Annotated in this window: 16 protein-coding genes and 1 tRNA gene; 12 read left to right on the forward strand and 5 right to left on the reverse strand. The window is 70.0% G+C overall.

The window, feature by feature from the left end:
• Positions 1–7 precede the first annotated feature (7 nt).
• Complete coding sequence (locus DEJ00_RS08360; protein ID WP_111057007.1) at positions 8–3,163, forward strand: UrvD/REP family ATP-dependent DNA helicase; 3,156 nt, start codon at positions 8–10, stop codon at positions 3,161–3,163.
• Positions 3,160–6,441: an ATP-dependent DNA helicase gene (locus DEJ00_RS08365; RefSeq protein ID WP_181440122.1), complete on the forward strand. Its 3,282-nt coding sequence runs from the start codon at positions 3,160–3,162 to the stop codon at positions 6,439–6,441. The genes DEJ00_RS08360 and DEJ00_RS08365 overlap by 4 nt, the downstream gene beginning before the upstream one ends.
• 447 nt (positions 6,442–6,888) lie before the next feature.
• Here the strand turns inward: DEJ00_RS08365 and DEJ00_RS08370 are convergent, their stop codons facing one another.
• On the reverse strand, positions 6,889–7,887 hold the full coding sequence (locus tag DEJ00_RS08370) for a phosphotransferase (RefSeq protein WP_027464583.1): 999 nt from the start codon (positions 7,885–7,887) through the stop codon (positions 6,889–6,891).
• A 116-nt stretch (positions 7,888–8,003) separates the two neighbouring features.
• Here DEJ00_RS08370 and nudC point away from each other — a divergent pair, with 116 nt between their 5' ends.
• Complete coding sequence (gene nudC, locus DEJ00_RS08375; RefSeq protein WP_111057008.1) at positions 8,004–8,939, forward strand: NAD(+) diphosphatase; 936 nt, start codon at positions 8,004–8,006, stop codon at positions 8,937–8,939.
• The gene (locus tag DEJ00_RS08380) at positions 8,936–10,702 is read left to right on the forward strand and encodes an ATP-dependent helicase (protein WP_181440123.1); all 1,767 of its coding nucleotides are present in this window, start codon (positions 8,936–8,938) and stop codon (positions 10,700–10,702) included. The genes nudC and DEJ00_RS08380 overlap by 4 nt, the downstream gene beginning before the upstream one ends.
• Here DEJ00_RS08380 and DEJ00_RS08385 read toward each other — a convergent pair.
• Together DEJ00_RS08385 and DEJ00_RS08390 are read right to left on the reverse strand one after the other, a co-directional pair.
• Positions 10,593–11,450: a TOMM precursor leader peptide-binding protein gene (locus DEJ00_RS08385; RefSeq protein WP_111057009.1), complete on the reverse strand. Its 858-nt coding sequence runs from the start codon at positions 11,448–11,450 to the stop codon at positions 10,593–10,595. The two genes, DEJ00_RS08380 and DEJ00_RS08385, sit on opposite strands and share 110 nt — an antisense overlap.
• 60 nt (positions 11,451–11,510) lie before the next feature.
• Positions 11,511–12,929, reverse strand: coding sequence for a zinc-dependent metalloprotease (locus DEJ00_RS08390; protein WP_111057010.1), 1,419 nt, complete (start codon positions 12,927–12,929; stop codon positions 11,511–11,513).
• Positions 12,930–13,081: 152 nt separating this feature from the next.
• Between DEJ00_RS08390 and DEJ00_RS08395 the strand changes: the two genes are divergently transcribed.
• The 5 genes from DEJ00_RS08395 (at position 13,082) to DEJ00_RS08415 (ending at position 18,834) form a co-directional block, all read left to right on the forward strand.
• Positions 13,082–14,191, forward strand: coding sequence for a PDZ domain-containing protein (locus DEJ00_RS08395; RefSeq protein ID WP_111057011.1), 1,110 nt, complete (start codon positions 13,082–13,084; stop codon positions 14,189–14,191).
• A 165-nt stretch (positions 14,192–14,356) separates the two neighbouring features.
• Complete coding sequence (locus DEJ00_RS08400; RefSeq protein WP_181440124.1) at positions 14,357–17,329, forward strand: UPF0182 family protein; 2,973 nt, start codon at positions 14,357–14,359, stop codon at positions 17,327–17,329.
• A gap of 63 nt (positions 17,330–17,392) precedes the next feature.
• Positions 17,393–17,469, forward strand: a tRNA-Met gene (locus DEJ00_RS08405).
• Between the two features lie 214 nt (positions 17,470–17,683).
• Positions 17,684–17,923 (forward strand): hypothetical protein, encoded by a 240-nt coding sequence (locus tag DEJ00_RS08410; protein WP_111057012.1) that lies wholly within the window; start codon positions 17,684–17,686, stop codon positions 17,921–17,923.
• Positions 17,924–18,378: 455 nt separating this feature from the next.
• Positions 18,379–18,834: a hypothetical protein gene (locus DEJ00_RS08415; protein ID WP_146247911.1), complete on the forward strand. Its 456-nt coding sequence runs from the start codon at positions 18,379–18,381 to the stop codon at positions 18,832–18,834.
• Positions 18,835–18,895: 61 nt separating this feature from the next.
• Here DEJ00_RS08415 and DEJ00_RS08420 read toward each other — a convergent pair whose 3' ends face one another.
• Positions 18,896–19,405 (reverse strand): hypothetical protein, encoded by a 510-nt coding sequence (locus DEJ00_RS08420; protein WP_146247912.1) that lies wholly within the window; start codon positions 19,403–19,405, stop codon positions 18,896–18,898.
• A gap of 22 nt (positions 19,406–19,427) precedes the next feature.
• Positions 19,428–19,949: a hypothetical protein gene (locus DEJ00_RS08425; protein ID WP_146247913.1), complete on the reverse strand. Its 522-nt coding sequence runs from the start codon at positions 19,947–19,949 to the stop codon at positions 19,428–19,430.
• Between the two features lie 69 nt (positions 19,950–20,018).
• On the opposite strand from DEJ00_RS08425, the gene DEJ00_RS08430 reads away from it, so the two are divergent.
• From DEJ00_RS08430 to DEJ00_RS08445, 3 genes are all read left to right on the forward strand, one after another.
• A complete protein-coding gene (locus DEJ00_RS08430) occupies positions 20,019–20,765 on the forward strand; it encodes a DUF6414 family protein (protein WP_111057084.1) in 747 nt (248 codons plus the stop codon).
• Complete coding sequence (locus tag DEJ00_RS08435; protein ID WP_111057016.1) at positions 20,755–21,912, forward strand: AAA family ATPase; 1,158 nt, start codon at positions 20,755–20,757, stop codon at positions 21,910–21,912. The genes DEJ00_RS08430 and DEJ00_RS08435 overlap by 11 nt, the downstream gene beginning before the upstream one ends.
• 451 nt (positions 21,913–22,363) lie before the next feature.
• The gene (locus DEJ00_RS08445) at positions 22,364–23,212 is read left to right on the forward strand and encodes a hypothetical protein (protein WP_146247914.1); all 849 of its coding nucleotides are present in this window, start codon (positions 22,364–22,366) and stop codon (positions 23,210–23,212) included.
• The last annotated feature ends 148 nt before the right edge of the window (positions 23,213–23,360 follow it).

Genomic DNA, 23,360 nt, shown 5'->3' on the forward strand with positions numbered 1-23,360 from the left:
TACGAGCGTGCCGCAGACCACGCTGATGCCCGCTCCCGAGGACACCGGGTTCGCGCGCGCACTGGTCGACGACCCCTCGCAGGCCGCTGTGCTCGCGCTGCCGGACGGCCGTCACGCCGCGGTGATCGGTGCGCCGGGCAGCGGCAAGACGACCACGCTCGCACGGCTCGTCGCCGACCGGCTGGCCCGACCTGGCGCGATCACGCCCGACGGCCACGCGACGGTCCTCGCCCTGACCTCGGCGCGGACGGCTGCAACGGCGCTGCGTGACCGGCTCGCGCGGGCGGTCGACCGGGTCGTGCCGGGTGCCCTCGCACGCACCGTGAACTCACTGGCGTTCCAGATCGTCACCCACGCGGCGTCGGTGCAGGGGCAGGAACCCCCGACGCTGCTGACCGGTGGGGAGCAGGACCGGATCATCGCCGACCTGCTCGCCGGGCACGAACTCGACGGCGCCGGACCTGCCTGGCCCGACCCGATCACCTCCGTGGTCCGGGAGCGAGCCGGGTTCCGCACCGCCCTGCGCGACGTCATGATGCGTGCGGTGGCCGCCGGCGTCGAGCCCGACGACATGCGGGAACTCGGCGACGAGCTCGGACGGCCCGAGTGGCGGGCCGTCGGCGACTTCGTGGACGACTACCGGGCATCGGTCACCGCGTTCCGGCCGACCGGGCTCGACTCCGGTGAACTCGTGGCGTACGCCACCGCCGCGGTGCTGCGGCACGAGCTCCCCGCAGGCATCGCCGCCCTGCGCCTGGTCGTGGTCGACGACACACAGGAACTGGTGGAGGGCGAGATCGCCCTGCTCGGGGCGCTCGCGCGCTCCGGTGTGCAGGTGGTGGCCTTCGGCGACCCGGACATCGCCGCCTCGGCGTTCCGCGGCGCCGAACCGGACGTGCTCGGTCGACTGGCCGTGCGACTCGGGGTGGACCGTGTCGACGAACTGTTCCTCGGGGCGGTGCACCGGCACCCCGCCCCGATCCGCGCCCTGGTCACGGGCGTCACGGGTCGCATCGGCACCGCGGCGGCCGGCCGGCAGCGCAGCGCGTCGGCGGGCGACCAGGATGCTCGGTCCGACGCCGTCGTGCACCTCGAGGCCGCCAGTCGGTCCGCGCTCGTCGTGGCGATCGCCCGTCGACTGCGCGAACACCGCCTGCTCAACGGTGTGCCGTGGCACCGGATGGCCGTGGTCACCCGCAGCGGTGCTGCCATCCCCGAACTCGTCCGGGCACTCTCCGTGGCCGAGGTCCCGGCGACCGCCGGTGCCGCGCCCGTCCGTCCGCGCGACGACTCCGCGGCGCGGGCGCTGCTCGACGCGGCCGCGGTGGCGCTCGACGTCCTGCCGCTCGACGCCGCCCTGGCCACCGCGTTCGCCACGGGGCCCCTCGGTGGCCTGGACACCCTGGCGATGCGTCGGCTCCGGCTCGCCCTGCGGCGCGAGGAGCTCGCGGGCGACGGCAGCCGCACCGCCGACGAACTGCTGGTCGATGCCCTGGGCGCACCGGAGCGCCTGGCGACGGTGGACGCCGGGTTCGCGCGACGAGCGACCCGGCTGGCCCGGAGCCTGGTGCAGGCGCGTGCCGACGCCCAGGCGGGATCGAGCATCGAGGAGATCCTCTGGGGCCTCTGGGAACGCAGCGGTCTCGCGAAGTCGTGGGGTGCCCAGTCCGCCGCCGGTGGGGTCGGCGCCGGGGAAGCCGACCGGCACCTGGACGCCGTCGTCGGCCTGTTCACCGCCGCCAAGCGCTTCGTCGAGCGCACGCCGGACGCCCCCGCTCGGGTCTTCGTCGACGACCTGCTCGGCGCCGACCTGCCAGAGGACTCGATCGGCCCCGACCGGACCGCCGGCCGGGTGCGGGTGCTGACGCCGTCGGCGACGATCGGACTCGAGTGCGACGTGGTCGTGGTGCTCGGTCTGCAGGACGGCGTCTGGCCCAACACCCGGGTGCGCGGCAGTCTGCTCGACCCGGACGGACTGGTCCGCGCTGCTGCCGGGGTCGAGCGTTCGCCCATCGACGACCGTGCCGCCGTGGTCGCCGACGAACTCCGGCTGTTCGCCCGGGCCGTCTCGCGCGCCACCACCCAGGTCGTCATCGGCACGGTCGCGAACGACGACGAGTCGCCGTCACCCTTCGTCCGACTCGTCCCGGTGCCGCCGGACCGTCAGCCGACCGTCCACCCGCTGTCCCTGCGTGGGCTCGCCGGGTCGCTGCGCCGCCGGGTGGTGGGCTCGGGCGACCACGAGGCCGCGTCCGCGCTGGCCCGCCTGGCCGAGGCCGAGGTACCCGGTGCGGCTCCGGACGAGTGGTACGGGCTCGCCGAACCGACCACGGACGACCCCCTGGTCGACCTCGACGCCGAGCCCGCGCCCGAGGTGGAGGGCGGCGAGCCCGTCGCTCCGGCCGTGTCGGTGTCGCCGTCGCGCATCGGCACCTTCGAGGAGTGCCCGGTGCACTGGTTCGCGCAGACCTTCGGCGGCGGTGCCCCGAGCCCGGCGATGGGCATCGGCACGATCGTGCACGAAGCGATGGAGCACGCCACCGAGATCGACGTCGAGTCGCTGTGGGAGCGGGTCGAGGCGCGGTGGGACGAGCTCACCTTCGAGTCGCCCTGGGTCGCCGACCGCGAACGCGCCCGGACCCGGCGGATGATCGAGGGGCTGAGCGACTACCTCCGCACCTTCGCCAGTGCCGGCCGTCGACTGCTCGGCGCCGAGACCTCGTTCGCGCTCGTGACCGGCCCCGCCCGCATCCGGGGGAGCATCGACCGCATCGAGGTCGACCCCGAGGGCCGTGTCAGCGTCGTCGACCTGAAGACGGGCCGTTCGATGCCCAGCGAGAAGAACGACATGCCGGAACACCCGCAGCTCGGCGCCTACCAACTCGCGGTCGAGGACGGCGCGGTCGAGGGCGTGCCGGCGGGGTCTCCGATGACGGACGCCCGGCTGGTGTTCGTCCAGAACCCCCGCGGCGGACAGGCGTACTCCGAGCGGACGCAGCACGCGTTCGACGCCGAGGCACGGGAGGCCTACCGCGAGCGGTTGCACGGGGTGGCACGGGGCATGGCCGGCCGGACGTTCGTGGCGAACGTGGACGACCACTGCGAGAAGGCCCGGACCGGGGTCGAGTGCCGGATCCACGTGGTGGCGGAGGTGACCTGGTGAGCGACACCGCGGACACGACCGACACGACCGACACGACCGGCACGGCTACTGCGGCCGACACGGCTGCTGCTCCGCCCGTCATCCGGCACGGCGCCGACGCCATCGCCGACGCCCTCGGTCGCCCCCGTCCCACCGCCCAGCAGCGTGCCGTCATCGAGTCGCCGCTCGTGCCGGCGCTGGTCGTCGCCGGTGCCGGCAGCGGGAAGACCGAGACGATGGCCTCGCGCGTCGTCTGGCTGCTGGCCAACGGACTCGTCCGACCCGACGAGGTCCTCGGGCTGACCTTCACCCGCAAGGCCGCCGGCGAACTCTCCGTCCGCATCAACGACCGCATCCGCGCGCTCGAGGACGTCGGGCTGATCACCCCCGGGGACGCCTTCGAAGCGCCCACCGTCTCGACGTACAACGCCTTCGCCAACGCGGTCTTCCGCGAGAACGCCCTGCTCGTCGGACGTGACGGCGAGTCCCAGGTGCTGACCGAACCCTCGGCCTGGCAGCTCGCCCGTCGGGTCGTGGTGGCCGCCCGCGACGACCGGCTCGCCGGACTCGACCGCGACGTCGACACCCTGACCGCAGCCGTGGTGGCGCTCGCCGGTGCCACCTCCGAACACCTCGTCGAGCCGGAGGACCTCCGCCGGTTCGCGATCGAGTTCTCCGAGCTGCTGGAACTCCCCGGCAACCGCGGCAAGCCGTACAAGGCGATCACCGACGCGGTCGCCGCGATCGGCGCCCTCGAACCCCTGGCCGACCTGGTCGCCGAGTTCCGGCGGCAGAAGGTCGACCGCGGGTTCGTGGAGTTCTCCGACCAGATCGCCCTCGCGCTCGCCGCGGCCGAGTCGGCCCCTCGCGTCGTCACGGACCTGCGGAGCCGGTACGGGGTGGTGCTCCTCGACGAGTACCAGGACACCTCGGTGGTGCAGACCCGGTTCCTCGCCCGGCTGTTCCGCGGGCACTCGGTGATGGCGGTCGGTGACCCGCACCAGTCGATCTACGGGTTCCGCGGTGCGAGTGCCGCGAACCTCGCCCGGTTCCCGCACGACTTCGGCGGGGACGAACCCGGCGTGGCCGAACCCGTGACCTTCGCGCTGTCGACCAGCTGGCGGAACCCGGTGGACGTGCTCGCGGGGGCGAACGCGATCGTGGCACCGCTGTCCGAGGCGTCCGAGGTCGACGTCGAACGGCTCTCGCCCCGGCCGGGCGCGGACGCCGGCACCGTGCGGGTGGTGTTCCCCGAGACCCTGCCGGAAGAGGCCGACGAGGTCGCGGCGTGGTTCCAGGACCACCGCCGTCAGGACCCGACGGGCTCGATGGCGCTGCTGCTGCGCGCGCGGAAGGACCTCGCGGCGTTCACGGCGGCGCTCGGTGCCCGCGGGGTGCCGTACCACGTGCTCGGCACCGGCGGACTGCTCCAGCGCCCGGAGATCGTCGACCTGGTGGCGTGCCTGCGGGTGCTGCACGACCCGGCGGCCGGCAACGACCTGATCCGGCTGCTCGCGGGTGCACGGTGGCGGGTCGGCGCGGCGGACATCGTCGCCCTGCACCAGCTCGCCCGGTGGCTGTTCCAGCGCGACCACACCCAGCAGCGGCTCGACGACGACCTGACCGCGGCGTTCCGGGCCTCCGTTGCCGCCGGGGAGCACGGGTCGATCGTCGATGCGCTCGACTTCGTGGCGACCGCGCCCGACGAGCACGGCGCGCTCGAGGGCATCACCGCCGCGGGGCGCAGCCGGATGCGTGCGCTCGGCGGCCAGCTCGCGATGCTCCGGTCACGCGCGGGGGGCGACCTGGTCGACTTCGTGACGCTCGTCGTGCAGGAGATGCGGCTCGACATCGAGGTCGCCGCGCACGAACAGGGGAGCGGCGCCTACCTCGACGCCTTCATCGACGAACTCGCCGGCTTCGTCTCGACCGACGACCGCGCCGACCTCGGTTCGTTCCTCGGGTGGATCGACGCCGCAGCCCGGCGTGACGACATGGGCCCGCGTTCCGAGGAGCCCGAGGCCGGTACCGTGCAGATCCTGACGATCCACGGGTCCAAGGGACTGGAGTGGGATGCCGTCGCGGTGCCCCGGATGGTCGAGGGCGGACTGCCGGCACGCCCGCAGGAGGGCTCGTCCGGCTGGCTGGGGTTCGGCCGGCTGCCGTACGAGTTCCGCGGGGACGCCGCCGAGCTGCCACGACTCGCATGGCGCGGGCAGGAGACCCAGAAGGACGTCACCACGGCGATCGAGGCCTTCAAGGAACAGGTGAAGGCCCGCAACGAGGACGAGGAACGCCGACTCACCTACGTCGCCCTGACCCGTGCCAAGCACGACCTGCTGGTGTCCGGCTCGTTCTGGGCCGGCGGGGTCCGACCCACCGAGCCGAGCCGTTACCTGCGCGACCTGGTGGACGCCGTCGTCATCGACGGTGCGGCGATCCCGGAGACGACGGTGCACGACGAGAACCCGATGGGGGAGAGCGGCGCGACCCAGACCTGGCCGCACGTGCCGTTCGGGCAGCGTGCGCCGAGGGTCCTGGCCGCCGCGGAGCGGGTGCGGAACGCGAACCCCGGAGCGGCGGGGCGCTTCGCCGCCGACATCGACCTGCTGCTCGCCGAGCGGCACGCCACCCGGAACGCGAAGCACGCGGTCGCCGTCCCGCACCGTGTGCCGGCGTCGGGCTTCAAGGACTACCTGACCGAACCCGACTCCGTCGCCGAGCGGCTCCGCCGGCCGATGCCGGAGCGACCGTACCGCGCGACCCGGCTCGGCACGCTCTTCCACCAGTGGGTGGAACAGCGTGCGCAGAGCGGTGGCGCGCTCGAGACCCTCGACGTGTGGGACGGGGAGCTCGACCTCGATGCCGACGACCTCGCCGATGCGTCGCCGGACGCCGTGGTCACCGACGACGACGCCCGTCGACTGGCGGACTTCCAGGCGACGTTCGCCCGCTCCCGCTGGGCCGGGCTGACGCCGATCGAGGTCGAGCGCGAGATCCACATCCCGTTCCTCGGGCACAGCGTCGTCTGCAAGCTCGACGCCGTGTACGAGATCGACGGGCGTGCCGAGGTGGTGGACTGGAAGACGGGCAAGGCACCGTCCGGTGCGGACGACCTGGCCCGACGCACGCTGCAGCTCGCGCTGTACCGCGTCGCCTACGCCGAGTTCACCGGGCGGCCGCTCGACCAGGTCGACGCGGTGTTCTACTTCGTCGCCGACGACCTCGAGGTCCGTCCGACCGAGCTGCTCGACCGCGCCGGACTCGAGCGTGCGTGGTCCGAGGCCATCGGCAGCTGACGTCCCGCGGAAGGCGCGTCGTGCTCCTGTCGTGCTCCGCCTGTGTCGCGCTGCGCGCGAGGCGCGCCTCGATTGTCGCCCTGCGCCCTGTCGCGCTGAGCCCGTGTCGAGCCGCGTCAGTGTCGCGCCGCGCCCGTGTCGAGCCGCGCCGCGGTGTCGCGCCGTGCCCGTGTCGTGCTCCGCCCTGGAGGCCCGGTGCCGGTCCGCCGGGCCGGCACCGGGCCTCCAGGCGGTCGCGTCAGGTGCCCGGGCGGCGGCCGGGACCGGTCACTACACCCCGCAGGACGCACAGCGAGTGGTCACAGACCGTCGGGTGGCCGCGCTGCGACCGACAGGTCGTGACCGCTCGGCGGAACTGAGCGGGGAGTCGTGACCACCGTGGGGCGGTGTGGAACGAGACGGTGTGGACGAGAAGTGTGGAACGAAACGGTGCGGAACGAGGCGGCGTCAGCCGTGGCGGCGTTCGGTGGAGGACAACAGCTGCTCCACCTCGCCGATCTCCATCGTCTCGGGTGACACGGACTGCAGCGGTTCCGCACTCGGGGCGTGCACCGCGTCGACCAGGCGGTGCATCATCGAGACGGCATCGTCGACGACCTCGGTGCTCTTCGCCTGCACGCCGTGCAGCAGCCAGTGCGCCGTCTCGAGCTCGTGGTGCACGCGCGCACGCTGAGCGAGCTGGCGGTCGCGTCCGCCGCCGTTCGCCTCGTAGGCGCTGAGGACGGTGTCGAAGGCGTCGCGGCGGCCGGCGAGCACCCATGCGAGGTCCTTCGCCGGGTCGCCGAGCCGTAGCTCGCCCCAGTCGAGGACCCCCGTCACCGCATCGCCGTCGGCGAGCAGGGCGCCGGTGCCGAGCGAGCCGTGCACGACGGTCGGTGTGAACTGCCAGAGCTGCTGGTCCCGAGCGGCACCCTCCCAGCGTTCGACGAGCGCGGCGGGGACGAGCTTGGTCGCCACGGCGCGGTCCATCACCGAGACTGCGGACCGGAGCACCTCGAACGGCGTGAGCGAGGGCAGCCCGGCGTCGGAGACGAAGCTCGTCGGCAGCTGGTGGATCGAGGCGACGGCACGGCCGACACTGGTGGCGAGGTCGGGGCGCTCGACGAGCGACGCGAGGGTCGGGTGGGTCCCGGCCAGTCGGGTCGTGACGATGGCGCGCGTCGACCCGATCGGTGCCTGGCCGCGGTACTCGGCGACGCCGAACGGCAGCCGCGTGCGGATGCCGGCGCTCAGTGCACGGATGGCGACGAGGTCGGCTGACTGCCGGGCCTCGGCGCGCTGGTTCCGGGGGCGGCGGATGACGATCTCGGTGCCGTCGGCGTCGCGGAGGAGCGCCGACTCGTAGTCGCCGGCCGCGGCCGAGCCGAGCGTGCGCGTGCCCGTGACGAGGAGACCTGGAACGGCCGTCGTCGCCAACGCGGCTAGAGTGAACTGGGATCCCGCCATGCCCCTCAGGGTAGGCGCGTGACGCGTGCACGGCTGCACGCCACGCTGTTCGGCGGCCCGTACGCCCACCGCACGTCTCCTGCACGTCCGCACCCGATCCGAGGAGCTCTCCCGCCGTGACCGTCGAGTTCGCCGCCCGGCTCCCGCTCTCCCGCAACGAACTCGACCGCGACGCCGAGTTCCGCACGACCGACGACGTCGAGCGTGTCCTGCGCGAGCACGAGCGCACCCGGTACCTACCGGTGCGTGGTGCTGAGATGCTCCGGAACGCCGACGGCACCCTGCGCTTCGTGGCCGCGTCGGAGATCCCGGTCGACACCGTGACCCTGTACCTGGGCCGTGCGGTGTCGGACGCCGCGGACGCGCCGGCGGGTACCCGCTTCGTCGCCGCCCTGATCGACAGCGCGACGGCCACCGCCATCGAACCCGACGACGCCGCCTGGCAGAGCCTGCGGATGTTCGGCACCGAGCTCTCGCCCCGCGACCAGGGCCTGGCGGTCGAAGCCGTGGCGATGGCCAACTGGCACGCCGTGCACGGCTTCTCGCCGCGCACCGGGTCACCCACGGCCGTCGTGAGCGGCGGATGGGTCCGCCGCGACCCCGAGGGGCACGACCTCTTCCCGCGCACGGACGCGGCGATCATCGTCGGGGTCGTCGACGCCGACGACCGGATCCTGCTCGGCTCCAACGCCGCGTGGGACGCCGACCGGTACTCGCTGCTGGCCGGGTTCGTCGAGCCGGGGGAGTCGCTCGAGGACGCCGTCCGCCGCGAGGTCTGGGAGGAGTCCGGAGTCCGCGTCGAAGAGCCCGAGTACCTTGGCTCGCAGCCGTGGCCGTTCCCCGCGTCGCTGATGGTGGGCTTCCGTGCCCGTGCAGCCGGCGGTGACCCGACGACCGCACGCCCCGACGGCGTGGAGATCCTGGACGTCCGGTGGTTCTCGCGCGACGAGATCCGCGAGCGCGCCGGCGACACCCTGCTGCTGCCGGGACGCACCTCGATCGCCCGCGCCATCATCGAGGAGTGGTACGGCGGGCCGCTGGACCTGCCGTGAGCGTCACCGGTCCGCGCGGCGCAACGGGCGCAGGGGCAGTCGAGCCCCGGCCGCCGTCGCCCGACGAACTGCTCGCCGCGCTCGACGCCGAGCAGCGGACGGTCGCCCGCACCCTGCTCGGTCCGGTCGCGGTGCTGGCCGGTGCCGGGACGGGCAAGACCCGTGCGATCACGCACCGGATCGCCTACGGGGTCGCCACCGGGACCTACGCCCCGAACCACGTCCTCGCGCTGACCTTCACGACCCGTGCCGCCGGCGAACTGCGGTCGCGCCTGCGGGCCCTCGGGGCCGGGACGGTCCAGGCGCGCACCTTCCACGCCGCCGCGATGGCGCAGCTCAGCTACTTCTGGCCGGACACCGTCGGCGGGCACGCCCCCAAGATCGTCGAATCCAAGGGTCGGATGATCGCCCACGCCGCGGACACCGTCGGCATGCACGTCGACACCCCGGTGCTCCGCGACCTGGCCGCCGAGGTCGAGTGGCGCAAGGTGCAGATGCTCTCGCTCGACGAGTACGAGGCCGCCGCCGCGGACCGGGTGATGCCGCGGGACACCACCCCGCGCCGGGTCATCGACCTGATGAAGGCGTACGAGCGGCTGAAGGACGACCGGCGGCAGCTCGACTTCGAGGACGTTCTGCTGGCGACCCTCGGCATGGTCGAGTCCGAGCCCCGCGTGGCGTCGTACGTGCGGCAGCAGTACCGGTTCTTCGTGGTCGACGAGTACCAGGACGTCTCGCCGGTGCAGCACGACCTGCTGCGGGCCTGGCTGGGCGGCCGTGACGACCTGTGCGTCGTCGGTGACGCCAGTCAGACCATCTACTCGTTCGCCGGCGCCTCGAGCGACTACCTGCTCGGGTTCGGGTCGGAGTTCCCCCGCGGGTCGGTCCTGCGCCTCGAGCGGAACTACCGCTCCACCCGCGAGGTCGTGTCCGCGGCCAACACGCTGATGCGCGGCCAGCCCGGGGCACTCGACCTGGTGGCCCAGAGCCAGGAACCGGGCCCGGAACCGGTCGTGCTGGCCTGTGTCCACGACGGCGACGAGGCGCAGACCATCGCCCGCCGCATCGCCGAGCTCGTCGGGGCCGGAGCGTCCTACGGGGAATGCGCCGTGCTCTTCCGCGTCGGGGCGCAGTCCGCCGCGCTCGAGTCCGCGCTCGGTCGGAACGGCATCCCGTACCGCGTGCAGGGAGGCACCCGCTTCTTCAACCGCCCGGAGGTCAAGCTCGCCGTCCACCACATGCGCGGCGAGGCGATCCGGCAGACCGACGACGAGCTGACCCGACGGGTCCGGCTGGTGCTGCAGGTCAGCGGCTGGACGGAGACGCCGCCGGAGGGCACCGGCGCAGTGCGCGAGCAGTGGGAAGCGCTGCAGGCGATCATGGGCCTGGCCGAGGACGCCCCCGCCGGCACGACGATGCAGCAGTTCACCCAGGACCTGGTGGACCGCGCTGCGACGCACCACGAGCCCGAGGTCGACGCCGTCACGCTCGCGACGCTGCACTCGTCGAAGGGTCTGGAGTGGCCGCACGTGGTCATCGCCGGCGCCGCCGAGGGGCTCCTGCCGATCTCGCACGCGTCGACCGACACCGAGGTGGACGAGGAGCGACGCCTGTTCTACGTCGGGCTGACCCGAGCCCGCCGATCCGTCACGATCACGTGGTCGCAACAGGGCTCCACGCGTGGGGGAGCCCGGGCTCCGAGTCGGTTCCTGGCAGCGCTCGGCACGCGCACCGCGGATGGGGTCGGACCGGCGAACGGCTGACCGACAGGTCGTCGCGCTCGAAGACGAGCTGGTCGGGCTCGGCCCGTTGCGTCCGGAGCGGGAGCCGTTCCAGCAGCATCCGTGTCGTGGCGGCGGCCACCGCCGCTGCCCGCCACGGTGAGAGCGGTGCCGGGTGCCGGCCCCACACCTGGGCGGCGATGGCAGGCCAGGCCGGGTCGTCGTCGACGCGTGCGTACTCAGCGCACTGGAGGCACGGACCGGCTCCCGGCACGACGAACGGACCGAGACGGACGCGTCCGTCCCCGACGACGACCGCCAGGTGCGGCACACCCCGGCGGGTCCACGCGGCGCGGAGCGCCGGGTCGACGACGTGGTCGGCCACCACCACGGCGAGGCGTGGTTCGGGCTCGGGCAGCACGATCGGCCCCCCGGCGGGCGCGGCGGTGCGGCTGACCGTCACGCCCTCGCCGGACAGGAACGTCGCCACGGTGTCGGCGAGGACACCGGCGCCGTGCACCTCGATGCGTTCGAGCGGCTCGGGCAGGACCTCGACCACCGCGGGCGACGCGGCACCGAGCACCCCGGCAGCACGTTCCGGAGAACACCCCGACGCGGCCGCGAGGCCGCACAGCACGTCGTGCCCGGTCTCTCGTCGGAGGCCGTTGAGGAACCGCTCTTCCCCCGTGGTGGGCACCGCGACGACCGCGCGCGGGGGGTCCACCCCGAGCTGGACCGTGGCGGGGTCACGCCAGACGAACTCGAGCGTCGGATCGATGCGGATGCCCATGACCCCACGGTGCCGGAGTGCGCGGCACGTGTGGGGTCACAAGAGGGATCTGTGGAGAACTCAGCGGGGCTGGTCGCCCGTGTCGTTCCCGGGCTCGTCGCCCGCTCCATCCTCGGTGTCGTCGGCCACGCGGCCGGACTCGTCCTCGTGCGGGCGCGCACCGGTCGAGTCGTTCAGCAGGTCCTCGAGGGCCTTGTCGAACGCGTCGTCCTCGTCGGTCTGGGACGGGTTCCGCAGCCGTGCGACGAGGGCGTCGGGTGCGTCGACGTCGTCCGAGGTCGGCACGAGGTCGAAGTGCGACCAGAGGGCGTCACGCTGCTCGGCACCGAGCTCGTCGGTCACCCGCTGCCACATCGCCGCGGCCTCACGCAGGCGGCGCGGCCGCAGCTCGAGGCCGACGAGTGTGGCGAACGCCGACTCGGCGGGGCCACCCGCGGCACGGCGACGGCGCACCATCTCGGCGATCGCCCCGGCCTTGGGGAGACGGACGGTGGCAGCAGCGGTGACCGTGTCCACCCAGCCCTCGACCAGCGCGAGCATCGTCTCGAGCCGGGCGAGTGCTGCGTCCTGCTCGGCGGTGCGCGGCGGGATGAGGGCACCCGAGGCGAGTGCGTCGCGCAGCTGCTCCTGGTTGGTCGGGTCGATGTCGGCCGCGAGTTCCTCGACGCGGTCGAAGGGGATGTGGATGCCCCGTGCGTAGTCCGTGATCGACGAGATGATGTGCAGCCGGAGCCACCGTGCCGACCGGAAGAGCCGGGCGTGCGCGAGTTCGCGGACCGCGAGGTAGATGCGGACCTCGTCCTCGGAGACGTCGAGGCCCTCGGCGAACTCGGCGACGTTCTGGGGCAGGAGCGCTGCGACCTGCTCGTCGAGGAGCGGCACGCCGACGTCGCCGCCGGACACGACCTCCTTCGAGAGCTGCCCGACGACCTGACCGAGCTGGATCGCGAACAACGCCCCGCCGATGCCGCGCATCGCCTTCGAGACGTCACCGAGCATCGCCTTGAGCTGCTCGGGAGCACGCTGGTCGATCGCCTCGGTCAGGGCATCGGCGATGCTGAAGGCCACCGGCTCGGCGATCTGCGTCCACACCGGGACGGTCGCCTTGGCCCACTGTTCACGCGTGTAGAGACTCGGGGTCGCGGTCAGTTCGGCGACCGTCGTCACCTCGTCGAGCCACAGTGCGGCGACCTGGAACGCCTGGTCGGCCGCCTGCGAGGTGGCCGGGTCGACGGGGTGGCCGCCCTCCCGAGCGATCGCGGTGGCGCGTTCGGCGGTGGCCGAGAAGTCGATGCCGTCACCGCCGGACTGGGCGGCTCGCTGGAGCTGGCTCATCAGGTTCGCCACGGAGGCCGGGTCGTTCGGCAGACCGGCGGCACCGGCGAGCTGCGACGGGTCGATCTGCCCCTCGCCCGAGAGCAGCTTGCGCAGCATCTCCTGGAAGTCGTCGTCCGGCCCCGGCTGTGGTTCATCAGGCATGCCGACTACGCTAATCGCTGCTCACGGGGCCGCACCTGGGATGCCCCCGTGGGAACGCCCGAAGCGCTGCGCCCAGGGCGAACAGCCCCGTCGCGAGACGAGGGCGACCACCCTGCCGCCAGGCGCGGGTGCCCACCTCGGAAGGACCCCGCGTGACCCTCTTCGCCCCCGCGCCCCGTCGTCGCTCGCGTGCCCGGACCGTCGGGTGGGCGTTCCTGATCGGCGCGGTCGTCCTGGGCCTGTTGGCGAGCCTGCTGCCCAGCCCGTACCTCATCGAGGTCCCCGGGCCGGTCTACAACACCATCGGCACGCAGAAGCAGGGGACGGGCAAGGACGCGAAGGACGTCAAGCTCATCCAGGTGTCCGGCCACGAGACGTACCCGACGGCCGGTGCCCTCGACATGCTCACCGTCGGCATCCAGGGCGACGCCACGAACCGTCCGTCCTGGACCAGCGTCATCCGCGCGATCTTCACCAGGTCACAGGCGGTCATCCCGGTCGAGGCGATCTACCCGAGCGGCACCACGACCGAGCAGGTGAACGAGCGGGACTCCGCCGACATGCAGGCATCGCAGCAGTCGGCCGTCGCCGCCGCGCTCATCCAACAGGGGAACGACCTGCCGACGGAACTCGAGGTCAGCGCCGTGCAGGAGGGCTCGGCGGCCGACGGCGCGATCGAGAAGGGCGACGTCATCACGGCGTTCGACGGCAGGTCGCTCACGACCAACGCCGACGCCTCGAGCCTCCGCGAGCTCGTTGCGAAGCACGGCACCTCGCGCCCCGCGACCGTCACCGTCGAACGGGACGGCGCGACCGAGGACGTCAGGGTGACGCCGCGCAGTGAACAGGGCACGGCGCTGCTCGGGGTCGGTGTCACCGAGCGCTACGAGTTCCCCTTCAAGGTGTCGATCCGGCTGCAGGACGTCGGCGGTCCGTCCGCCGGCATGATGTTCGCGCTCGGGATCATCGACGAGATCACGCCGGGCAAGCTCAACGGCGGCAAGCACGTCGCGGGCACCGGCACGATCACGGCAGACGGCGAGGTCGGGCCCATCGGTGGGATCCGCCAGAAGCTCTACGGGGCGGCGGACGCGGGTGCCACGGTGTTCCTCGCCCCCGCGGACAACTGCGACGAGGTCGTCGGGCACGTGCCGGACGGACTCGACGTCTACAGCGTCTCCACGCTCGACCAGGCCGTCACCGACCTGCAGACGATCGCCGACGGCGGGAGCACCGCGAAGCTCGCCCGCTGCGGTTCCTGACCCGGTCCTGAGTCCCCGTACAGGTTCACGTCCGGTCGGGTCCCATAGGATCAGTGTCACTGACGGCCCGCCGCGAGCCGGGCCCGCCGGTCCGACACGTCTGGAGCACATCAAGTGACGACAACCTCGTCCACCTCGGGGCGGCGTTCGCCGCGGGTCCCCATCGTGGTCACGATCATCGTGCTGGCCGCACTGGTGATCGCCTTCTTCATCTTCGCCAGCCTGTACACCGACTACGCGTGGTTCGCGCAGCTCGGGTTCCAGCAGGTCCTCACGACCCGGTGGATCGCCGGGACGCTGATGTTCCTGGCGGGCTTCCTCGGCATGGCGGTCCCGGTCTTCGTGAGCATCGCGCTCGCGTTCCGGTTCCGGCCGGTCTACGCGAAGCTCAACTCGCAGCTCGACCGCTACCAGCAGGTCATCGAGCCCCTGCGGCGCGCCGTGATGATCGGCATCCCCGTGGTCCTCGGCATCTTCGCCGGGCTCTCGACGGCGGGGCGCTGGAGCATGGTCCTCGAGTACTTCAACCGCACGCCGTTCGGCAAGACCGACCCGCAGTTCGGACTGGACATCGGGTTCTACGTGTTCGAGCTGCCGTTCTGGCGCTCGATCGTGGCCTACTCGTCGGCCGTCGTCCTCATCGCCGGTCTCGCCGCACTCGCGGCGAGCTACCTCTACGGCGCGCTCCGCTTCGGCGGTCGTGAGGTCCGGATCTCCCGCGCCGCGCGCATCCAGCTCGCGGTCACGGCGGCGCTCTACATCGCGCTGCAGGCCGTCAGCCTCTGGCTCGACCAGTACGCGGCCCTGACGAAGTCGAACTCGCTCATCACCGGTGCCCAGTACACCGACGTCAACGCGGTGATCCCGGGCCGCGAGATCATGGCCGGCATCGCGGCGATCGTCGCGTTGCTCTTCATCGTCACGGCGGTCATCGGCCGCTGGCGCATCTCGATCGTCGGGACGGGCCTGCTGCTCGTCGCCGCGATCGTCGTCGGGGGCATCTACCCGTGGGTCGTCCAGCGTCTGCAGGTGAAGCCCTCGGAGCGCACGTTCGAGTCCGCCTACATCGAGCGGAACATCAAGGCCACGCGTGACGCCTACGGTGTCGCCGGCGTCGAGGAGCAGAACTACGACGCCACGACCGAGACGAGCTCGGGTGCGCTCGCGAAGGACGCGCAGACCACCGCCAACATCCGTCTCATCGACCCGAAGATCGTCTCCGACACGTTCAGCCAGCTGCAGCAGTACCGGCAGTACTACCAGTTCCCGAAGGAGCTGGACGTCGACCGTTACGACGTCAAGGGCGAGACCGAGGACACCGTGATCGCGGTCCGCGACATCGACCTCGCCGGGCTCAGCTCGGCCGCGAACACGCAGTACAACCGGGCGTTCGTCTACACACACGGCTACGGCGTCACCGCGGCCTACGGCAACCAGCGCGCGAGCGACGGCAAGCCGGTGTTCCTCGAGTCCGGGATCCCGTCGAACGGTGCCCTGGGTGACTTCCAGCAGCGCGTGTACTTCGGTGAGACCTCGCCGCCCTACTCGATCGTGGGTGCCCCGAAGGGCACGAAGGACGTCGAGCTCGACTACCCGTCCGGCTCCGACGACGACAACGGTGGCAACGCGACCACCACGTACGCCGGCGACGGCGGTCCGAGCCTCGGCAACTTCTTCAACCGGCTCGTCTACGCCGCGAAGTTCCAGTCGGAGCAGATCCTGCTCTCGAACGCGGTGAACAAGGACTCGCAGATCCTCTACGACCGCGACCCGATCACCCGCGTGCAGAAGGCCGCGCCGTACCTGACCGTCGACAGCGACGCGTACCCGGCGATCGTCGACCACCGCATCCAGTGGGTGGTGGACGGCTACACCACGAGCGACGCGTACCCGTACTCGCAGAGCCAGAGCCTGTCGGACAGCATCGCCGGCGCCGAGTCCTCGACGTACCGCACCGACCAGGTGAACTACATCCGGAACTCGGTGAAGGCCACGGTCGACGCCTACACGGGCAAGGTGACGCTGTACACGTGGGACACGAAGGACCCGGTCCTGAAGACGTGGCAGAAGATCTTCCCGACGTCGATGAAGCCGGTGTCGAGCATGAGCGCGGAACTCCTCGACCACGTGCGGTACCCGACGGACCTGTTTAAGGTGCAGCGCTCGATCCTGGGCACCTACCACGTGACCAACGCCAACTCGTTCTACTCGGGTGACGACGCGTGGAACACCCCGCAGGAACCGACGAGCACGGCGACGTCGGACAGTGACGCCGACACCGCGGCGACGTCGACGAACGCGCTCGGCGCGCAGACGACGACGACGGCCAACAGGGCGAACCTGCAGGACCCGTACTACCTGACGATGAAGGTGCCGGGTCAGGGGACCGCGTACTCGCTGTACACGACCTACATCCCGCAGCAGTCGGCCGGGGCGAACAACCGCAACGTGCTGACCGGCTACCTGGCGGTGAACTCCGACGCGGGTGGTGCCGGCAAGGGCGAGAAGGCGTCGGGCTACGGCAAACTCACGCTGTTGACGATGCCGAAGACCGACAACATCCCGGGCCCCGGACAGGTGCAGAGCCTCTTCAACGGTGACTCGACCGTGTCGCAGGAGCTCAACATCCTGAAGCGCGGCAACTCGACCGTGAAGCAGGGCAACCTGCTCACGCTCCCGGTCGGCGGCGGGTTCCTCTACGTGCAGCCCGTCTACGTCCAGTCGACCTCGAGTGGTTCGTACCCGCTGCTGCAGAAGGTCCTCGTGGCCTTCGGCGACAAGATCGCGTTCGAGGACACGCTCGACGAGGCCCTGAACTCGCTGTTCGGCGGGGACTCCGGTGCGGCGGCCGGCGACTCCGGCGCGAGCGGCGGCGACAGCGGTACCGGTTCCGGTTCCGACAGCGGGTCTGGCTCGGACACGGGTTCCGGCTCCGACACGGGCTCCGGCTCGACCGGCTCGACGGGTTCCGGCTCGGCTGACAACGACGCCCTGCAGAAGGCCCTGGCCGACGCCAAGGCAGCCCTGCAGGACCGCCAGGAGGCCTACGCGGACAACGACCTGGTCGCTGCGGCGGAAGCCGACCAGCGCCTCCAGGACGCGATCGAGGCCGCCACGGCAGCCGAGAACGGCAAGTGACACACCGTGGCGGGGCACTCGATTTGTGTCCCGCCACGGCCCCGTGTAGGCTTCTAAACGTGCCGCGGGGTGGAGCAGTTCGGTAGCTCGCTGGGCTCATAACCCAGAGGTCGTAGGTTCAAATCCTGCCCCCGCAACCAAAAAATAATCGTTAGAACCTCGGTCCTTGAAAGGGCCGAGGTTCTTTCTTTCCCACGGGAAGCCACCTCGAGGGCGTTCCAGGGCCAGAAACTGGCCCAAGACGCCGTCCGTGGCGATCTGGGCGGACTTTGCCGGTTCTTCCGAGCTGACCTCTCTCACGAGATCCCCTGGCCCCTGTCGATTCTGAAGGTCGCTGGTTCTAACGACTCGGGTTTGCACCAGTTTCCGGTCGCGGGCGAGATCGAGCTCCAGCGAGTCGGACAGAAGCCGGCGGAACGGCTCGGTCACGTCGCTGCCGGTCGCCTCGTCGTCGTCGACGTAGAGACGCTCGAAAACGCCCTGGTTGAGGTCGCGGTGGTTCGTGTCCGGCGCGTTCGCGTAGTAGAGGCTCGCGTCGGCAAGCAACGCGCACAGGTAGTCAACTTTCTCGAGGATCTGGTCCTGAGCGGCTGAGTGCTTCGAAATCGTCGCTTCGGCAGCGGCTCGCGACTCGGCGATGCGCATCTGCTCCTGCTTCATACGGTCCATCGGGACGGCGTCCGCGTAGTAGGCCTGCATGAGCCGGTCGAGCTGCGTCTCCAGTTCCCTCAGCGTCCGGCCTGGATTGTGACGCGCATGGCGATTTCGGTGCCGCCGAAAATTGCCTGCCGGAATCGCTTCGCGACAAATACATAACTGAACGCCTGATCTTCTCCGAAGCATGGCTCGCGGAACGAATTCAAGGCTAGATCGCGCCCGCAAACGCTTTCCCTCCGCGACCCTCAGTTTTAGCTTCAACGTTAATTCAAGCGGCTCAGAGGGAAATAATGGACTGCATGGAATCTCGACGACAAGCCGAATCGAACAGCTGGACGCTTGCGTCAGAAGAGCTTCGCGTGTCGGCGATTGTCGACGCGCTAGGCATGCCCATGGACGAGAAGATCGTCCATCTCGTTTCCCTCTTGCGCCACCTCGGATGGGATACCACCGCTTCGTGCTCGGGACACGCGACGAGGGCGACGGCCGGGCCGTACGTGATCATCAGGTCGCCCGCCGCCCATTGGCATTACGCGAGCACCGATCCCCGCGACGAAAACCGGATGAGGGAATCTACGAACGTGACCATGAGGCAGGCGGCTCCGCTCTTGAAGATCGTCGAGTCGCACAACGCGTCGGCCCCGGCGGGCGCGCCCCTGCTGGAACTCCGCCACGTCGGCCACGCCCACGTCGGCCTGTGCTTCGTCAACTGCGACTTCGACAGGCTGCGGAGCGAATCCGAGATGAGGAAGGTCCTGGAGCAGCGGCGTGCCGAAATCGACCGTCTCGCCGCCGCCTTGGAGCGCATCGCTCTCTCGAGCGTCCCGCTGATCCCGGAACGTCGGTAAATTGCTGAAACGAAAGACCCCTCGGTGCCATACGGCGCCGAGGGGTCTTTCGTCGTTCGAACTACATGCAGTGGATGCCGCCGTCAGGGCTGAACGCGTGCAGCTTGCCGGAGGTCGTCGGCCCGCTGATGATTACGCCGGTGTCCCGGTAGGTGGTCGAGCGGATGTTGTACGAGAACGCGGTGCCGTTCGGATACGCGCTCCACCGCTCGCCCTTCTTCAGCTTGGGAGAGGTGCAGGAGACGGAGATCGCCACCGATGAGGATGCGCTGATGTTGAGCTTCCCCGCGACCTCGCTGCGGGTGATGCCGAGGTCGACGGCGATGGAACGCGTCGCGGTCGTCGACTTGCTGACGGTGCAGGTTGCCCCCGTGCGGCTCACGTCGCAGTAGCTCAGACGGTCCTTCTTGTTGTAGGCGTGCTTGCTGGTCTTGTTGATTACCGTGCGCTGCGTGTACGTCCCGATGTCGGAATCGGTGTGAACGGGAACGGCGGATGCCGTCTGCGCTCCCGTCAGCGCCAGCCCGACGGCCAGGGCCGCCCCCATCAGCGCCGCTACTGCCTTCTTCATGAAATCTCCCCAGTTTATTAAGTTACTTGCTCTTCTTGCCGCATTCCGAAAGGAATGAGTCGTAACCGTGATCGCGCATCTTCTTCTTCACTGAAGCCGTCACGTCGCCGGAGGGCACCACGCCGATCCCGATGCCGTTCGAAGCGGTGCAGTTTACTATCACGGTAAATCCGCCGTCGTTGCCGTTGTCGCTGTAGGTCGGTTCCTTGCCGAGGGCAGGCTTGCTGAGGTCGTACACGAGGGCGCGGTCCTGATCGACCCGGTCCTTTGCGAAAGCCAGCGTCTTGCCGACGTACGCGTTCGCGGCCGGAGACTCCTCGGCCTTGGGCTGCGAAGAACATCCGGCGACCGCGACCAGCGTCGCGGCCGCTGCGGTCAGCGCCAGAATTGACTTCTTCAAATGAACCCCTCTTCGAATGAAGCGATGGCGGAAAGCTACCAGGCGGCCACGGTCCGGAGGAAGAACCCTGTGCGATTCCACAGTGCGGTGAGCAGCCCCGAAAGATACCCGCTCGTCGTCTGCACGGATCGTCGAGATGATCACGTATAGGCACTATGCGATAACATGGAGCCGCAGTCCGTCGGTTTCTTACTGCGCAACGAGAGGGGTCGCATGGCGCTGGTCAAGGTCGTTTACTTCGACGAGGAATCGGCTTCCGACATGCTCGACATCGCAGCGGGCGGAAAAGAAGTCGCTTCCACGGAACAGTCGAGAGAGCGTATGGCGGCGATCGAGGCTGAAGCCGGCGCAAAAGCCGCCGCCAAATTCAACTGGCTGCCGTTTTTCGGCGGCTCGGCGGAACTCGGCGCTGCCGCGAGCGCGTCCGCCGTCGGGCGGAGCATCCTCAACAAGACGCTATCCAACACGATTTTGACGGACTACCTCCGGAAGCTCGACGCGCTTGGCGGCATTGAGCGGATCGACGCGCTGTCCGTGTCGGCTCCGCCGGACTCCGCGGCTTACGTGAAGATGTTCACGCCGTATCTGGCCATGCTGCGGCTCGACGATCTTCCCATCAACCTGGCGGAGATCGACAGCGCGCTGATGTCCGCGAAGGGCTACTACGAGATGGTCGGACGCAAGGGCGACGCGGCCGATTGCATCCTCCGGTTCAACATCGAAGCTTTCCGGAACAACTACGGCTTGGCCGACCTCGCACGCATGGACCTCGTCTTCCATGGGATCCGCGTCGGAAGCGCGTACGAGACCAGCCTGACCATGTCCGCGGAAATGAACGGCGGACAGCCGGAGCCCGCGGACGTCAGCGGACTCGACATAGTCGACGGCTCGGAGGAACCGACAGGGGACATGCTCGACGTCTACGACGTGGTGCTGGCCGGAGTCGAACATGCGGAGTGAGACGAAAGTCACCCTGTACTACGGGCCTACGTCCTGGTTCACGGAAGCGCTCGGCAAGGGCGCACGTACCTACCTCCTGGACGCGGTGAACGAACGCGACGAGGCGAGGCGGCGGCACCGCCATACCGTTGACGGGCAGGAAAAGCCATTCGAAGAGGAGCCGGCCGCCCGGCCGAAGCGGCTGGTCGCGATGTCGAACGATTATGCCAGCGTAAGCGAGCACGCGATCACCAACTTCGTGGGGCTGGTGCGGGAGATCGACCCGAAGCGGCTCGTACTCCACAACCCGCCGGAGCTCGTCCACGCCCAACTCGAACGCGCATTCCCGACGCAGACGGTGCGCTACGACTACCCCGTTCTGACGCGCGAAGCGCTGAGGGCGTTCCGAGACGGATTCGCAGATCGCATGGTTGGACAGACGGCGGTCCGGAACAGGATGCTCGCCGCGCTGTACCCCCTCACCACGACCCGGCGCGCCAAGCCGGTGGTCGTGATGTTTTACGGCCCTTCGGGCGTCGGCAAGACCGAGACCGCGCAATTCGTGAACGGGCTCATCGGCGGAAGGCTGCTCCGCAAGCAGTTCTCGATGTTCCACAGCGAGAAGTTCGCTTCGTACGTGTTCGGAGGCGAGTACTCCGAGGCGTCGTTCGCCCGGGACCTGCTCGACCGGTCTTCCAGCGTCATCCTCATAGACGAGTTCGACAAGGCGGCATCCGTCTTCCACAGCGCGTTCTATGAGACCTTCGACGAAGGCGTGTTCGAGGACAAGAACTACCGGGTGAGCCTCGGGCCGGCCCTGATAATCTGCACGTCCAACTACTCGTCCGAGGAAGAAATCCGCGGCGCTCTCGGCGAAGCCCTGTATTCGCGGTTCGACGCGCTCATCGCTTTCGAGGCGTTGTCGTCCGAAGAAATCAGCAGGGTGATCGACCGACTGGTCGACGCCCGCGTCGAGGCGCTCCCGACGGAAGAGTCAAAGGTTCTGAACGCGGCCGAAATCAAGGACCGCTTGAAATCGCGGGCCGGCAAGATCGGAAACGTCCGCAAGCTCGGAAAGCTGGTGGACGAAGTGATTTCTCTGAAGCTCGTCCGCGCGACGCTCGACGGGCCGGAAGGATCCGGATCGCCCGGCGGCGAAGTCCAGTAGGCGGCCGGCGAACGCTACTGCTGGAGCGAATACCAGACCGCGACTGCGATAGCGAGGACGCCGATCGCACCGGCCCCCCAGACCGCGCCGTCGTCCCTCCGGCGCTGGTCGTGGTGGGTGGAGCAGTAACCGCCCCGCGGCGTCGGTTTTTGGCAGAGCCTGTTGGGGCCGCGAGACCTGTTTGGCGCGAGACAAGAAAGGGCCGGTTCCCGATACGCGTGGCGGAACCGGGCATTCAGGTACGCCGATCCGGCGAACGCGACCGCGGCCGCTGCGACGATGAGCACGAGCATGGTTCCTCCGGACCTGCCTATCGGGTCGATCCCGGAAAGCGTTAGGGCGCCTCACCGCCGACTTTGGGGAAGCCGCCGACGCCATTGTCCCGGCGCGCGAAAGCGAGCGACTGTCAGCTGCCCGTGCGAGGATCGTCCCGACGACTGAGGGGACCGAGATGCGCGCCATACACGTGCCGACGGGGACGGCTTACAGCGCCAACAACGTGCCAGACGACCGCCGCGCCGGTCCGTGGAAGTGCGCTGCAGTCAGCTGCGGGGTTCCGGTGTTCCACGCGCGCGCGGGACGACGGCGCAACCCGTCGGGCGGAGATCCGATCGCCGTGTCCGCTAAGTTCTCGTGTTTCCACGGCCGGAAGCACGACACGAGCGTCCTGCACGACGCCCCCGCGCAACGTCCTCGACACGCCAGCCGGACCGAGGACGAACGGCGGCGGCACACCCATCTGCTGACGGACCTTCCGGTGGCCGATCGGCCCGTGACCGAGCCCAAGCCCCGAGGCGTTCGCGGACACGAGCGCGCGACGTACGAGTACGGCGAGCCCGTCCGCGGCGTCGCGGGCCTCGCCCGACTGTCCGTCGCGATCCGGCGGAACCCCGCGATCGCGACGGAGGAGCAGTTTCGCCACGACGGCGTTGACTACTGGTGGGATGAACTGGCGTACATGTCAGACTCCAACGATTACGACAAGCTGGACCGGCGCATCCGGGCCCAGTTCAACGTTTCCGCCCGAGCATATTACGTCGAAGGCGTAGCGAAATACCGCGCATTCCCGACCGACCTCGGCGGACGCTTGCAGATCCACCTGATGTCAGCGCTCGAGCCCGATGCCCGTGAGATACACGTCTTCATGCCCGACGAGGCCGAGTTTCGAGACGCGGTCGTAGGCATCAGGCGCGGCACTAACCTGGTGCTGTTCTCCCGCTCACCCAGCGTGCTCTCGAAGACCGACGAGCCCGCGCTCAGCATCGAAAGCGCTGACCAGCTGATGGCGTGGGAGGGGTGAACGCGTCGCGCTGCTCCGCCGTCGGGGGGACAGCGGATCGCGAATCCGCGGAGGCGCATGAGCATGCGGCTACCACTAATGGGCCCGCAACAGCCCCGCACGATCAGCGACCACCTCGTCCCGCACGTCGAGGTTGGCAGTTTCGCAC

Source organism: Curtobacterium sp. MCLR17_039 (assembly GCF_003234745.1).
Lineage (GTDB): Bacteria > Actinomycetota > Actinomycetes > Actinomycetales > Microbacteriaceae > Curtobacterium > Curtobacterium flaccumfaciens.

What these genes read in the sequence shown, in the direction of transcription:
- DEJ00_RS08370 (WP_027464583.1), bottom strand. Translation starts at nt 7,887, where the DNA reads ATGGCGGGATCCCAGTTCACTCTAGCCGCGTTGGCGACGACGGCCGTT.
- DEJ00_RS08385 (WP_111057009.1), bottom strand. Translation starts at nt 11,450, where the DNA reads ATGGGCATCCGCATCGATCCGACGCTCGAGTTCGTCTGGCGTGACCCC.
- DEJ00_RS08390 (WP_111057010.1), bottom strand. Translation starts at nt 12,929, where the DNA reads ATGCCTGATGAACCACAGCCGGGGCCGGACGACGACTTCCAGGAGATG.
- DEJ00_RS08415 (WP_146247911.1), top strand. Translation starts at nt 18,379, where the DNA reads ATGGACGAGAAGATCGTCCATCTCGTTTCCCTCTTGCGCCACCTCGGA.
- DEJ00_RS08420 (WP_146247912.1), bottom strand. Translation starts at nt 19,405, where the DNA reads ATGAAGAAGGCAGTAGCGGCGCTGATGGGGGCGGCCCTGGCCGTCGGG.
- DEJ00_RS08430 (WP_111057084.1), top strand. Translation starts at nt 20,019, where the DNA reads ATGGCGCTGGTCAAGGTCGTTTACTTCGACGAGGAATCGGCTTCCGAC.
- DEJ00_RS08435 (WP_111057016.1), top strand. Translation starts at nt 20,755, where the DNA reads ATGCGGAGTGAGACGAAAGTCACCCTGTACTACGGGCCTACGTCCTGG.
- DEJ00_RS08445 (WP_146247914.1), top strand. Translation starts at nt 22,364, where the DNA reads ATGCGCGCCATACACGTGCCGACGGGGACGGCTTACAGCGCCAACAAC.